The 12,936-nt window shown below is 61.6% G+C and carries 14 protein-coding genes; 2 read left to right on the top strand and 12 right to left on the bottom strand.

Annotation, left to right across the window (positions count from 1 at the left end; translation table 11 throughout):
- Positions 1-75: 75 nt before the first annotated feature.
- From LPB072_RS13840 to LPB072_RS13805, 8 genes are all read right to left on the bottom strand, one after another.
- Positions 76-1,326, bottom strand: coding sequence for an AGE family epimerase/isomerase (locus LPB072_RS13840; RefSeq protein ID WP_066084770.1), 1,251 nt, complete (start codon positions 1,324-1,326; stop codon positions 76-78).
- Entirely contained in the window at positions 1,323-2,033 is a 711-nt protein-coding gene (locus LPB072_RS13835) for an AAA family ATPase (RefSeq protein ID WP_066084773.1), read from the bottom strand. The genes LPB072_RS13840 and LPB072_RS13835 overlap by 4 nt, the downstream gene beginning before the upstream one ends.
- Positions 2,033-2,317 carry an FtsB family cell division protein gene (locus LPB072_RS13830; protein WP_066084778.1) on the bottom strand — a complete coding sequence of 95 codons (285 nt, stop codon included), beginning with the start codon at positions 2,315-2,317 and terminating at the stop codon, positions 2,033-2,035. The genes LPB072_RS13835 and LPB072_RS13830 overlap by 1 nt, the downstream gene beginning before the upstream one ends.
- Before the next feature lie 74 nt (positions 2,318-2,391).
- Positions 2,392-3,675 carry a phosphopyruvate hydratase gene (eno, locus tag LPB072_RS13825; RefSeq protein ID WP_066084781.1) on the bottom strand — a complete coding sequence of 428 codons (1,284 nt, stop codon included), beginning with the start codon at positions 3,673-3,675 and terminating at the stop codon, positions 2,392-2,394.
- Positions 3,676-3,724: 49 nt separating this feature from the next.
- A complete protein-coding gene (locus tag LPB072_RS13820) occupies positions 3,725-4,012 on the bottom strand; it encodes a DUF1330 domain-containing protein (protein WP_066084784.1) in 288 nt (95 codons plus the stop codon).
- The gene (gene kdsA, locus LPB072_RS13815) at positions 4,009-4,863 is read right to left on the bottom strand and encodes a 3-deoxy-8-phosphooctulonate synthase (RefSeq protein ID WP_066084787.1); all 855 of its coding nucleotides are present in this window, start codon (positions 4,861-4,863) and stop codon (positions 4,009-4,011) included. The genes LPB072_RS13820 and kdsA overlap by 4 nt, the downstream gene beginning before the upstream one ends.
- A gap of 15 nt (positions 4,864-4,878) precedes the next feature.
- Positions 4,879-6,546 carry a CTP synthase gene (locus LPB072_RS13810; RefSeq protein ID WP_066084790.1) on the bottom strand — a complete coding sequence of 556 codons (1,668 nt, stop codon included), beginning with the start codon at positions 6,544-6,546 and terminating at the stop codon, positions 4,879-4,881.
- Between the two features lie 234 nt (positions 6,547-6,780).
- The gene (locus LPB072_RS13805; RefSeq protein ID WP_066084794.1) at positions 6,781-7,317 is read right to left on the bottom strand and encodes a hypothetical protein; all 537 of its coding nucleotides are present in this window, start codon (positions 7,315-7,317) and stop codon (positions 6,781-6,783) included.
- A 114-nt stretch (positions 7,318-7,431) separates the two neighbouring features.
- Here LPB072_RS13805 and coaBC point away from each other — a divergent pair, with 114 nt between their 5' ends.
- The gene (gene coaBC, locus LPB072_RS13800; protein ID WP_066084798.1) at positions 7,432-8,685 is read left to right on the top strand and encodes a bifunctional phosphopantothenoylcysteine decarboxylase/phosphopantothenate--cysteine ligase CoaBC; all 1,254 of its coding nucleotides are present in this window, start codon (positions 7,432-7,434) and stop codon (positions 8,683-8,685) included.
- A 68-nt stretch (positions 8,686-8,753) separates the two neighbouring features.
- Here the strand turns inward: coaBC and modC are convergent, their stop codons facing one another.
- The 4 genes from modC to LPB072_RS13780 form a co-directional block, all read right to left on the bottom strand.
- Positions 8,754-9,899: a molybdenum ABC transporter ATP-binding protein gene (gene modC / locus LPB072_RS13795; RefSeq protein WP_082876687.1), complete on the bottom strand. Its 1,146-nt coding sequence runs from the start codon at positions 9,897-9,899 to the stop codon at positions 8,754-8,756.
- A complete protein-coding gene (gene modB / locus LPB072_RS13790; protein ID WP_066084801.1) occupies positions 9,866-10,549 on the bottom strand; it encodes a molybdate ABC transporter permease subunit in 684 nt (227 codons plus the stop codon). The genes modC and modB overlap by 34 nt, the downstream gene beginning before the upstream one ends.
- Positions 10,550-10,556: 7 nt before the next feature.
- Positions 10,557-11,333, bottom strand: coding sequence for a molybdate ABC transporter substrate-binding protein (gene modA / locus LPB072_RS13785; RefSeq protein WP_407927757.1), 777 nt, complete (start codon positions 11,331-11,333; stop codon positions 10,557-10,559).
- Between the two features lie 108 nt (positions 11,334-11,441).
- Positions 11,442-11,870: a DsrE family protein gene (locus LPB072_RS13780; protein ID WP_066084804.1), complete on the bottom strand. Its 429-nt coding sequence runs from the start codon at positions 11,868-11,870 to the stop codon at positions 11,442-11,444.
- Positions 11,871-11,970: 100 nt separating this feature from the next.
- Here LPB072_RS13780 and LPB072_RS13775 point away from each other — a divergent pair, with 100 nt between their 5' ends.
- Positions 11,971-12,744 (top strand): TOBE domain-containing protein, encoded by a 774-nt coding sequence (locus LPB072_RS13775; RefSeq protein WP_066084810.1) that lies wholly within the window; start codon positions 11,971-11,973, stop codon positions 12,742-12,744.
- Positions 12,745-12,936: the final 192 nt, after the last annotated feature.

The raw sequence follows: 12,936 nt of genomic DNA, 5'->3' as shown, positions 1-12,936 counted from the left end.
ACGCGAAGGGTAGCGATCCGCGCAGCGGCGGAGCGTGGGGGCACCGGATTCACCGCAGGGCCGCCCCAAGGAGAATCAGCCCCCTTGGGGGGCAGCGACCCGCGCAGCGGCGGAGCGAGGGGGCAACCCCTCCCCCAGCGCATCGAGCACATCCCAGCAAGCCCCAGCCGTGTGGTAGTCCACCTTGCCGGCGGGGCTTTTTTCATCGCTGATCTTGCTGTTGTCGGCGCGCAGGATGCGCCACCAGGCACCGTGCTCGTGGTCCACAAAATGCACCCAGGCATAGGCCCAGATGCGGTCGTAGGCTGTCCAGTAAGCGGGGTCTTGGGTGGCAATGGCCAGCCGGGCCGCGGCGGCGAGGGTTTCGGCTTGCACCCAGAAATATTTGTCGGTGTCGCAGGCGCTGCCGTCGGGGGCAAAGCCGTAGAACAGGCCTCCGTGTTCCGTGTCCCATGACTTCTCCATGGCAATGTCGAAAAAATGGCGTGCGCGGGCGGTGTGGTCTGCGCGCGGGCGGCGCGCATTGAGCAGCATGAGCAGCTTGGCCCACTCGGTCAGATGGCCGGGCTGGAATCCCCAGGGGCGGAAGATGTTGGTTTTGTCGTCGCGGTTGTAGTCCCAGTCGATGGACCAGTCTGCCCGGTAGTGCTCCCAGATCAGACCATCGGCAAGAGCGGCTTGACGGATGCAGATGTTGTCGGCGAGCAGTTCGGCGCGATCGAGATACCGTGTTTCGCCGGTGGCATCAAATGCGGCCAGCAGGGCTTCGCACAGGTGCATGTTGGCGTTTTGGCCGCGGTAGGCGCTGAGCTCCCAGTTGGCCGTGGCTTCGTCCGCATACAGGCCATGCTGGGGTTCCCAGAAACGTTGTTCCAGCAAGGTGTAGGTTTCGCCAATGCCAATGAGCGCATCAGCGAGACCGGCCATGGCGGCGTGTGCGTGGGCAAGCAAGACGAAGGCCAGACCATAGGCATGGTTGGTCGCGTCCAGCACACGGGCTTGACCCTCGCGCCAGTCAAGTAGCCAGGCGTAGCCGCCGGTGTCGGGGTTGTGATGGGCATTGCGTAGAAAGGCCAGCGCGTGAATAAGGCGCGCTTGATCTGCCTCATCGCCGCTGCGCCGCAAGCTCATGGCCGTGGTCACAACAAAACGCGTGCTGCTCACGAGGTGGCGGGTGTGGCTGTCGTAGACCTCACCATTGTCTTTAAGAAAGTGGAACATGCCCCCACTGGGGTCGATTGCATGCGATGTGTAAAACACCATGCAATCGTTAGCGTGTTGCCGCAAAAACGCGGCTGATCGAAAGTCGGGGCGTTCGGGTGTCATGGGGTTTCGCTGGCAATGCCAGTGTTTTTCAGAAGGCCGGTGAACAACCGGTGCTCGCAATCGGGGTCGCTGCAGGCTTCGCAAACCCAGCCGGGGCGGCCTAGGGTGCGCCAGTCGTCAGTGGTTACAGGCGCGTGGCCCAACAGGCTTGAGAGGACGGGTGTGAGTGCGCGCAAGGCGTTGCCCAGGCGTTGTTCCCTGCGGCCGTAAATCGTCTGGTAGGGAATGCTCCGCCCCTCCAGTTGTTCGCGCACCACTGTATCGGCCTTCGCACGAAGGGCCGGGCCATCCCGAAACAAGCCATCGGCTTCCCAGGGGATATCAAGGCCCATGAGCAGCGTGGCTGCAAAGCCGCGCTGGGCATGCAGCGCCGGCGCGAACAAGCTTTCATCGGCGAAATACAGCGCGCTGTAGGCGGCAACGCTGAGGGCCGAGGTATCGGCGATCACGAGCTGAACGCCTGGCGCGGCTTGCGCGTCATGTATCAACCGGGTTTGCTCGTGGGCGATGCCCGCTTGTTCTTGTGCCTGGGGTGCGCGCTGCCGGGCTTCACACCAGGTGCGCAAATGCTCCGGCACCAATGCCACGCGCAACCCGTGGGTCGACGTCAAACATTGGTGCAAAGCCCGGGAGAGGGTGGTTTTCCCACTGGACTCACCGCCCAGCAGGCAGACGATGGGCGCAGGCGCTGGCCGCACAAGCGACATCACTGACGGGTGTGGGCGATCTGGACAAAAATCTCGTTGGGCTTGACCATGCCCAGGTCTTGGCGGGCCAGTTCCTCAACCATTTCCAGACCTTCTTGCAGGTCGCGCACCTCGTTGGCAATCTGGCTGTTGCGCTGCTGGGCTTCGCGGTTGGCAACTTCCAGCTGGGCCAGCTCTTTGCGCATGTGGTTGACCTGCGGCAGGCTGCCCCGGCCAAACCACAGCTGCGCCTGCACAACAACGAGCAGAGCGATGAGGAAGCCGGGGACGAAGCGTGACGCCATGGAAATAGTTTAGCGCGAGGGTTTCCGATGTGGGGTTTGTCCACCAGCGCTTTCAGCAGCACTGGTGAATTCCATCACTTCAGGTTGTAAAAGGCCGCGCGACCGGGGTATTCGGCCACATCGCCCAGGTCTTCTTCGATGCGCAAGAGCTGGTTGTATTTCGCCATGCGGTCCGAACGGCTCAGCGAACCCGTTTTGATCTGACCGGCGTTGGTGCCCACGGCAATATCAGAGATCGTGCTGTCTTCGGTTTCGCCCGAGCGGTGGGAAATCACGGCGGTGTAGCCGGCGCGCTTGGCCATTTCGATGGCAGCAAAGGTCTCGGTCAGGGTGCCGATCTGGTTGATCTTGATCAGGATCGAGTTGGCGATGCCTTTGTCGATGCCTTCTTTCAGGATGCGGGTGTTGGTGACGAACAGGTCGTCGCCAACGATCTGTACCTTCTTGCCCAGACGATCGGTCAGCAGTTTCCATCCGTCCCAGTCGCCTTCGGCCATGCCGTCTTCGATGCTGATGATGGGGTACTTGTCGCACCAGTTGGCCATCATGTCGGTCCATTCCTGGGCGTTGAGGCTCAGGCCTTCTCCGGCGAGTTCGTACTTGCCGTTCTTAAAGAACTCGGAGGCAGCGCAGTCCAGGCCCAGAGCGATTTGCTCGCCGGCCACAAAGCCTGCCTTGTCGATGGCTTCCAGAATCATCTGGATCGCGGCTTCGTGGTTGGCCACATTGGGGGCAAAGCCGCCTTCGTCGCCCACCGCAGTGCTGATGCCACGGTCATGCAGGATTTTCTTCAGCGCGTGGAACACCTCGGCGCCGTAGCGCAGGGCTTCGCGGAAGGAGGGCGCGCCCACGGGGATGATCATCAACTCTTGCAAGTCGAGGTTGTTGTTGGCGTGCTCTCCGCCGTTGATGACGTTCATCATGGGCACAGGCATTTGCACCGCGCGCATGCCGCCGAAGTAGCGGTACAGCGGCAAGCCGGCTTCTTCAGCAGCGGCGCGGGCCACGGCCATGGACACGGCCAACATCGCGTTGGCGCCCAGGCGGCCTTTGTTGTCGGTGCCGTCGAGGTCGATCAGGGTCTTGTCGAGGAAGGCTTGTTCGGAGGCGTCCAGGCCCAATACGGCCTCGCCAATTTCTGTGTTGATGTGTTCAACGGCCTTGAGCACGCCTTTGCCGAGGTAGCGACTCTTGTCGCCGTCACGCAGTTCGATGGCTTCACGTGAACCGGTGGACGCGCCCGATGGCACGGCCGCACGGCCCATCACGCCCGATTCCAGCAACACGTCGCATTCGACGGTGGGGTTGCCGCGGCTGTCCAGAATTTCACGTCCGACGATGTCAACAATGGCACTCATTTATGTCTACCTTTGGGTCAAGAAAAGTTAAAAAAGCAAAGGCCGCGGCTTAAACGCCTTCGACCACGATCATGCGCATGATGGCCGCACCCTGGCGTGCGTCGCGCGCCTTGCTGTATTCGGGTGAAGCGTTGAATGCTTTGGCGGCATGCATAGAGGGAAACTTCAGCACCACGATGCGCTCGGGCGACCAGTCGCCTTCCAGCACCTCTGCGGCACCCCCGCGAACACAAACCTCGGCTCCATGTGCCTGCATGGCCGCTGAGGACCACTTTTTGTACGCTTCGTACTGCTCGGGGTTGGTGACAGAGACATTCGCAATGATGTAGGCACTCATGAGAAGTTGTTCTCCATGAAGGGGTTCTTTTTGGTGACAACATCCAGCGCGACCAGCGTTTCCAGCAACGCTTTCATGTGTTTGAGTGGGACCGCGTTGGGGCCATCGCTCAGCGCCTTGGATGGATCGGGGTGGGTTTCCATGAACAAGCCGGCCACGCCCACGGCCACCGCAGCGCGGGACAGCACCGGCACCATCTCACGCTGGCCACCGCTGCTCGTGCCTTGACCGCCGGGCAGTTGCACGCTGTGGGTGGCGTCGAACACCACCGGCGCGTTCGATTCGCGCATGATCGCCAGCGAACGCATGTCGCTCACCAGGTTGTTGTAGCCAAAACTGGCGCCGCGCTCGCAGGCCATGAAATTGTCTTCTTCCAGGCCCGCTTCCTTGGCGGCCGCACGCGCTTTGTCAATCACGTTTTTCATGTCGTGAGGCGCGAGGAACTGGCCCTTCTTGATGTTCACCGGTTTGCCCGATTGGGCGACCGCGCGGATGAAATCGGTCTGGCGACAGAGGAAGGCGGGGGTCTGCAACACATCGACCACAGCGGCGGCCGCAATGATGTCTTCTTCTGTGTGCACGTCGGTCAACACCGGCACGCCCAGCTCGCGCTTCACCTTGGCCAGGATCTCCAGGCCCTTTTCCCGGCCGGGGCCGCGAAAGGTGGTGCCGCTGCTGCGGTTGGCTTTGTCGAAGCTGCTTTTAAAGATGAAGGGAATGCCGAGGCTGCTGGTGATTTCTTTCAGCTGGCCCGCGACATCCATTTGCAGCTGCTCGGATTCGATCACGCATGGGCCTGCGATCAAAAAGAAAGGCCGGTCCAGACCGATGGGGAATCCGCAAAGCTGCATGGGTTTTTCTTTCTTTCAGGCCACAGCCTTGAGGGTTTGTGTGCCTTTGAGGTCCAGCGCAGCACGGATGTAGGCGTTGAACAGCGGGTGGCCATCCCAGGGTGTCGATTTGAATTCCGGGTGGAACTGAACACCCACATACCAAGGGTGAACGGCCTGTGGCAGCTCCACCATTTCGGTCAGGTGTTCGCGCTGCGTCAGCGCCGAAATCACCAGGCCGGCCTCGCGCAAACGGTCCAGATAGTGTTCGTTGGCTTCGTAGCGGTGACGGTGGCGCTCCGTGACCACAGCGCCATAGATTTGATGGGCGATGGTGCCGTCGGATACATCGGAGCTTTGAGCCCCCAGGCGCATGGTGCCGCCCAGATTCGAATTGGCATCGCGCTTCTGGATCGAGCCGTCGGCGTCTTGCCATTCGTCGATCAGCGCAATCACCGGGTGGGGCGTTTTGGGGTCGAACTCGGTGCTGTTGGCATCCTTGAGGCCCGCTACATGGCGCGCGTATTCAATCGTCGCCACCTGCATGCCCAGGCAGATGCCCAGGTAGGCCACTTTGTTTTCACGGGCGTACTGGGCCGCGCAAATCTTGCCCTCAACACCGCGGGCGCCAAAGCCACCGGGCACCAGGATGGCATCGAAGCGGCCGAGTTTCTTGGCCACGTTGGCGGCGTCAATGGTTTCAGAGTCGATGTATTCGATCTGCACCTTGGCGTGGTTCTTCATGCCCGCATGGCGCAGCGCTTCATTGAGCGACTTGTAGCTGTCGGAGAGGTCGACGTATTTGCCGACCATGGCCACCGAGACGGTGTGCTGTGGGTGCTCCACTTCGTGCACCAGATCGTCCCAGCGCTTGAGGTTGGCCGGCGGCGTGTTCAGGCGCAGCTTGTCGCAAATCAGGCCGTCAAGGCCCTGTTCGTGCAGCATGCGCGGCACTTTGTAGATCGTGTCCACATCCCACATGGAGATCACGCCCCACTCGGGCACGTTGGAGAACAGCGAAATTTTGGCGCGCTCTTCATCGGGCACCGGGCGGTCGGCGCGGCACAGCAGGGCATCGGCCTGAATACCGATGGCGCGCAGTTCTTTGGCGGTGTGTTGCGTGGGCTTGGTCTTGAGCTCACCAGCAGCGGCCAGCCAGGGCAGGTAGGAGAGATGCAGGAAAGCCGAATTGTTGGGGCCCAGGCGCAAGCTGAGCTGGCGCACGGCTTCCAGGAAGGGCAGCGACTCGATGTCGCCCACCGTGCCGCCAATTTCCACGATCGCCACATCCACTGCCTCGGGCGTGCCAACGCCCGCGCCACGCTTGATGTAGTCCTGGATCTCATTGGTGACGTGAGGGATGACCTGAACGGTCTTGCCCAGGTAGTCGCCGCGGCGTTCCTTGTCCAGTACCGACTGGTAGATCTTGCCAGTGGTGAAGTTGTTGGACTTCTTCATGCGCGTTTCGATGAAACGCTCATAGTGGCCCAGGTCGAGGTCGGTTTCGGCGCCGTCGTCGGTGACGAACACCTCGCCGTGCTGGAAGGGCGACATGGTGCCCGGATCCACGTTGATATACGGGTCGAGCTTGATGAGGGTGACTTTGAGGCCGCGCGACTCAAGGAGCGCGGCCAAGGATGCAGCAGCAATGCCCTTGCCTAGAGAGGACACCACACCGCCGGTGACGAACACAAATTTGGTCATGTCTCGGGCGAGCCGGTGCTCGCAGGAGGTGGAAATGGGGATTATAAAGGGCGCGATTCAAACAGCCCATTGCCATGAGCCTCTTTTGAGTGGCAACGTTGGACGCCAGGGGTCTCAATGGGCTGGCGGGCGACACCGGGGAACGCAGGTTTGCGCCCATTTGCTGACCACTGGCCGCCTGATGCAGGACTTTTGCTTTTTCGCCCGGTCACCGGGCGCTGCTGAGCTTTCCGGTCAGCGAATCCGTATGACGAAGCTGCGTTCCAACGCGCTTTTGGCGCCTTCAACTTTGGCAGAAACCGTGACCAGGAAGTCTTCCTCAGACCCGGAAGCGTTTTCGTAACAGTTTGGAAAGCCAGAACAGAACTGGGTAATCAAACCTGTGGTGCTGTCAAATCGCAGGTTGCCTTGCAGTTTGCCAACCGAGGTTCCCGAGGCATTGATGGATGTCAACTTCATGGCGTACTGGACCTTGTAGTCGCCCTCCACGCTTGCCGAGGTATCGATGGCCCAGCGCGATTGCTGTTTGCCATCTGTCGCGAAAGCCGGGTTGACTGTGCCGAAATCGGCTTCGCTGCCCGTGTAAAAAGTGCCGTCGGCTTTGAGCTTGTCGAGCGGGTGGTACCCGTCGCTGTCGGCGAACCACACGTTGGCCAGAGCGCCGCCGGTGGGCACAACTTTGATGTCGTCGTCCGAGCCGCCGCCGCAGGCGGTCAAGGCCGCAATCAAAAGGGTTGTGGCCAAGGTCGGGAATGCGCGTGTGTGGGTCATGTGTAGGTAGCGGTGTTGACTTGAGGGTCCCAACATTATCTATGGCTGGCTTTCTGAGATCGCCTGGGCTATTTTCGTTGGCTTTGGTGAGCGTCGAACTGCTACATTTCGTCAATGAACGATCTCAATGGAAAACATGTTGTTCTGGGACTTTCCGGCGGCATAGCTTGCTACAAGGCGGCCGAGCTCTGTCGCGCGTTGGTCAAGGCCGGCGCGACAGTGCAGGTGGTGATGACCGAGGCCGCCGAGCAGTTCATCACGCCGGTCACCATGCAGGCGCTCTCAGGTCGAGCGGTGTTCACGTCGCAATGGGATGCCCGGTCTTCAGGAGGGGCAGACAACAACATGCCCCATATCAACCTCAGCCGTGAAGCTGACGCCATATTGATTGCGCCCGCCAGTGCCGATTTCATGGCGAAATTGATTCATGGCCGTGCAGACGACTTGCTCAGCCTGATGTGCCTGGCTCGCCCGCTGGACAAAGTGCCGTTGATCCTCGCTCCAGCGATGAACCGGGAGATGTGGGCCCACCCGGCGACGCAGCGCAACGTTGAACAGTTGCGCACAGACGGCGCCACGGTGCTCGACGTCGGTGCTGGCGATCAGGCTTGCGGTGAAACCGGAGACGGCCGCATGCTGGAGCCTGAAGAGCTGCTCTATGACATGGTGCGATTCTTTTCACCCAAGGTGCTTGAGGGGCAGCATGTCTTGATCAGTGCCGGCCCTACGTACGAGGCGATCGATCCGGTACGGGGACTGACCAACTTGTCGAGTGGCAAGATGGGTTTTGCCATCGCGCGCGCGGCGCATGAGGCCGGTGCGCATGTGACGTTGGTGGCTGGGCCGGTGAGTTTGCCGACACCCCGAGGCGTTGGGCGCATCAATGTGCGCTCTGCGCTGAACATGCAAAAGACGCTGAATGTCTTGAGTCAGAATGCCACCGTTTTCATCTCTGCGGCCGCTGTGGCCGACTGGCGCCCCATGCAGGCCGCCGAACAGAAGATCAAGAAAGATGGGTCAGGGCAGGTGCCTACGCTGTCGTTTGTTGAGAACCCGGACATCCTGGCAGGGATCGCCACAGGAGTGAGGGCGCTCAACAACCACCTGTTTTGCGTCGGTTTCGCGGCTGAAAGCGAGGACTTGCTGGCCCACGCCCAGGCCAAGCGCAAGCGCAAGGGGGTTCCACTTCTGGTTGGAAACATCGGGCCTGACACGTTTGGGCAGGACGACAACGCCTTGCTGCTGGTGGATGAGCAGGGTGAAATGGATTTGCCGCGTGCGCCCAAGTTGACGTTGGCCCGTCAACTGGTGGCGGAGATCGCTCGCCGCATGCCTGCGCCGAAGCCGATCACACCACCCAACAGCTAGGGGGTTTTTGATCGGCGACGCGTTCTGGAAAGACCGTGTGAGCCGGTTTCAGCCACAAACCGTGCGGGTCAGCGCACCATTGCCACGCCTTTGATCAAAGCAAATACCGGTGTGCCAACGGCCAGCTTCAACCGCTGGGCGGACAGCTGGCTGATGCGCGAAAGCAGCCTGACCTGGTTTGCCCCTTCACCCAGGCGCAGACCCACCAGAACCTGCCCAGGTCCATCTTCGTGCAGCTCCGACACGGTGGCGCTCAGCGTATTGAGCAGGCTGGTTTGCTCGGGCCGCTGCAAAGCCAGGCTGACATCGCGCGCCTGAATGCGTAACCTGACCGACCGGCCAGGGGGCAAAGGGATGGCTCGGGTTTGCGGGAGCCAAAGCTGGCCGCCAGAAAAATCCAGCGCACACAGGCCTTCGCCTGGCGGTTTTTTGGCAACGGTGGCTTCAATCAGAGCGGCGGCCTGGTCGCCGTGGGCGAGGTGAAGGTCGGTGCGGCTGAGCAGATCGATCACCGGGCCCTGGGCCTCCAGTCGGCCCTGGTTGATCAACACCAGGTGGTCGGCCAGTTGGGCCACTTCGTCGAGCGAGTGCGTGACGTAGACGACTGGCATATCCAGCTTCGCGTGGAGTTGCTCCAGCCACGGCAGGACCTCCGCCTTGCGCTGGGCGTCCAGCGCAGCCAGCGGTTCGTCCATCAGCAAAACGCGCGGATTGGCTGCCAGCGCCCGGGCGATCGCCACCCGCTGGCGCTCACCGCCCGAGAGCTCCGGGGGGCTGCGCTTGAGCAAATGCGCGATACCGAGCAATGCGAGGCCATGGTCCCAAGCCTGGTGCCGCTCGGCATTGGGCGTGCGCCTGAAGCCGAACTTCAGATTGCCTTCCACTGAGAGATGATCGAACAGGCTGGCTTCCTGAAAAACCAAGCCCACCGCGCGTTGGTGAACCGGGCGAAACAGGCCGCTAGCGCTGTCTTGCCAAACGTCACCGCCAATCGCAACGCGTCCTGACGAGGTGGGCTCCAGTCCAGCGATGACCCGCAGCGCCGTGGTCTTGCCGCAGCCTGAAGGGCCAAAGAGCGCGGTAATGCCACGTTCGGGCAGCGAGAGGTTGATGTCGAGCGTGAAACCCGGGCGCTGTAAATGGCTGCGCAGTTGCAGTCCGGCGTCGGAGGGCGTTGCGCTCACGCCGCGGCTCCCTTGGGCTCGGTCTTCCATATCTGCAACCCAAGCAGCACCATGAAGCTGAAGCCAAGCATCACCGCGGCCAGGCGGTGCGCGTCGGCGTATTCGAGCGCCTCGACATGGTCGTAGATTTGAACCGAGGCCATGCGGGTGACGCCCGGGATGTTGCCGCCCACCATCAAGACCACGCCGAACTCGCCCACCGTGTGGGCAAAGCTCATCACCGCGCCGGTGATGAGGCCGGGCTTGCACAGCGGCAGCACCACGTTGAAAAACCGGTCGGTTGGCGAAGCGCGCAGCGTGGCTGCCACTTCAAGTGGGCGAGAGCCCATTGCCTGCATCGCGTTCAGAACAGGCTGCACCATGAACGGTGTGGAGTAAATCACGGACCCCACCACCAGGCCGCCAAAGCTGAAGGGCAGGGTGCCCAGGCCAAGCGCTTGCGTCCATTGCCCAACCCAGCCCTGGGGACCCATGAGCACCAGCAAATAGAAACCGATGACGGTGGGTGGCAACACCAGAGGCAAGGCCACCAAGGCCCCGACGGGTTTGCGCCAGAAGGACTGCGTGCGGGCCAGCCACCAGGCCAGTGGCACGCCGAGCAACAGCAGGATAGCCGTCGTCAGCGCGGCCACTTGCAGCGTGAGGCCAATGGCCTGGAGATCGGAGGCAGTCAGTCCCATGAAGCGTTCAGATGTCGTAACCGTAAGTGCGAATCAGTGTCTGCCCCTCGGGGCTCTTCAGCCACTGCATGAAAGCCCGGGCGGCCGGGTTGTTTGCGCCGCGTTTGAGCAACACGGCATCCTGTTCAATGGGCGCGTACAGGTTGCCAGGGGGGCGCCACATCGAGCCAGATTTGAGCTGGCCGTTTTTGAAGATCTGCGACAACGCCACAAAGCCCACGTCGGCATTGCCGGTGAAAACAAACGCATAGGTCTGCCCGATGCTTTCGCCTTGCACAAGCTTGGGGGTGAGTGCCTCGGTCAGGCCGAGCGCGGCCATGAGCTGCACGGCGGCCGCGCCATAGGGGGCGGTCTTGGGGTTGGCATAGGCAAGCTTGCCCAGGTCGGCTCGCCGCAGCACATCACCCTGAGCATCGACGCGCCGGGCATTGGCCGACCACAACACGAGCTGACCCCTGGCGTAAGTGAAGCGGCTGCCGGGTTGAGCCAGACCCTCGGCTTCGAGGGTCTCTGGCACTTGTGCGTTGGCGGCCAGAAACACATCAAATGGCGCGCCGTTCCTGATTTGGGCATAGAGCTTGCCGGTGGCGCCCACGGTGGCGTTCAGCGTATGGCCGCTCGCACGCTGCCATTCGTCTGCGATCGCCTTGATCGGTTCGGCAAAGTTGGCCGCGACCGCCACCTGGACGGTTTCGGCCGGTGCGATCCAGGGCGTCAGAGCCAGCAGGGCGGCGGTGAACCGCTTCAACAAAGGCCGGGATGTGGGCATGCAGCGGTCTTTCAAATGGCGTTGAGAAGCCCGCGTCGTTCTCTTTCGGGCTGTGGCGCCCGACGCAGGCAATCGCTATTCTAAATAGGAATAGCGATTGCCTGTTCAAAGCGTTTCCCGGCCTCAGGGCTTGATGTAAGCGAAGTGATCCCGGAATTGCAGTTCGCCGATGCGCACCACGCCGGAGGGGGTGAACCCGGCGTCGAGCACGAACTGGTCTTTCTTCATGTCCATGGCGCGCAAGGTCAACTCACAGATCTCGAACTTGACGCCTTTGGCCACCAGGTCGGAGATAAGGGGGCCGTACTGAAGGCCGTTGTTCTTTTTGTCAGTGGCGCCTTCCATGAGAAAGCGGACGCCATCGCCCAAAGCGACCACGGTGATTTCTGTGTCGGGCGCGGTGTCCATGTAGTTGCGCAGCGTGCGCAGGCCGGCGGTGGCCTGCATTTCGCTGTTGTCGAAGTGGTAAACCACCTTCACTTTGTCTTGGGCCAGGGCGCTGCCCATGCCGAGCACGAGCGCGAGAGCAATCAGGAAAGAGCGAATGAACATGGTGTACTCCGGTGCAAAAAGGTGTTGAAACGGCAGAAAAGGGGTGCGTCAAGTCTATTCGGCTTGGTCGCAGAGCGCGACCGACTGCCACAATTCGGCCATGACGCCACAAGCCTTGAATGACGCCCTGGGAAATGCCTCCAGCGACAAACGCCTGGAGGTATTGCGCTGGGTGGCGCAATCGGGATCGATCTCCCAGGCCGCCCGGGAAGTGGGCATCAGCTACAAGGCCGCATGGCAGGCCATCGATACCTTGACCAGTCTGAGCGGGGCTGCATTGGTGGAGCGCACGGTCGGTGGTGCGGGTGGCGGTGGCGCCCAGATCACGCCGCAAGGCCTGCAGCTGTTGGCTTTGGCGGGCGAGTTGGCCAGCGCGAGGGCGGGTGTGCTGGCGCGCTTTGCCGGTGGCGCCGCGTTGGCAGGAGGGCTTGGTCTGCGCACCAGCATGCGCAACCAGTTGCCTTGCGTTGTGGTTCGTCTTCTTTTGACCGATCCTGACGACCCCGTTCTGGAGGTGGTGTTGCGAACACCTGGGGGCAGCGAACTGGCCGCCAGCCTCACCCGCGAAAGCGCCGATTTGCTGGGGCTCGCAGCAGGTGTTGCCGTTCTGGCGATGTGCAAAGCCACGGCCGTGGTGGTCAATACAGTGCACGCCCATCGTGTACCTGTGCCGTCAGGCATGTGCGCCCTGGCTGGCCAAGTTGAGCGGGTTGCCAGTGGAGGACCTCGCGATGAGGTGACCTTGGCGCTGGCCGGCGGTGGGCACTGGGTGGGGTTTGCCGAACCGGGCTGGACGGCTGTTGAGGGCGATGCGGCGGTGGCTGTGATGCCTCGCTCTGCATTGGTGATCGGCGTGAACAGCATGGCCGCCTGACCGGTTGATTGCTTTCATAGTTGAAGCGCCATCACCTTGTTTTTATTGGCTTTTGAGGGTGTTCAATCTTTGAGCAGACCTGTCGCGCAATGGCGCACCCTGTGCTGAATTGAAACGCTCCACGGGGCGTTCGGCAGGTGTATCCATTTGGAGTGAGAAGGGAAAAAACCCTTGTCTATCAAGGGCTTGGCG

It is taken from the genome of Hydrogenophaga crassostreae, from assembly GCF_001761385.1.
In the GTDB taxonomy this organism is placed as follows: Bacteria; Pseudomonadota; Gammaproteobacteria; order Burkholderiales; family Burkholderiaceae_C; genus Hydrogenophaga; species Hydrogenophaga crassostreae.
This window is presented reverse-complemented; position numbering and strand designations above follow the sequence as displayed.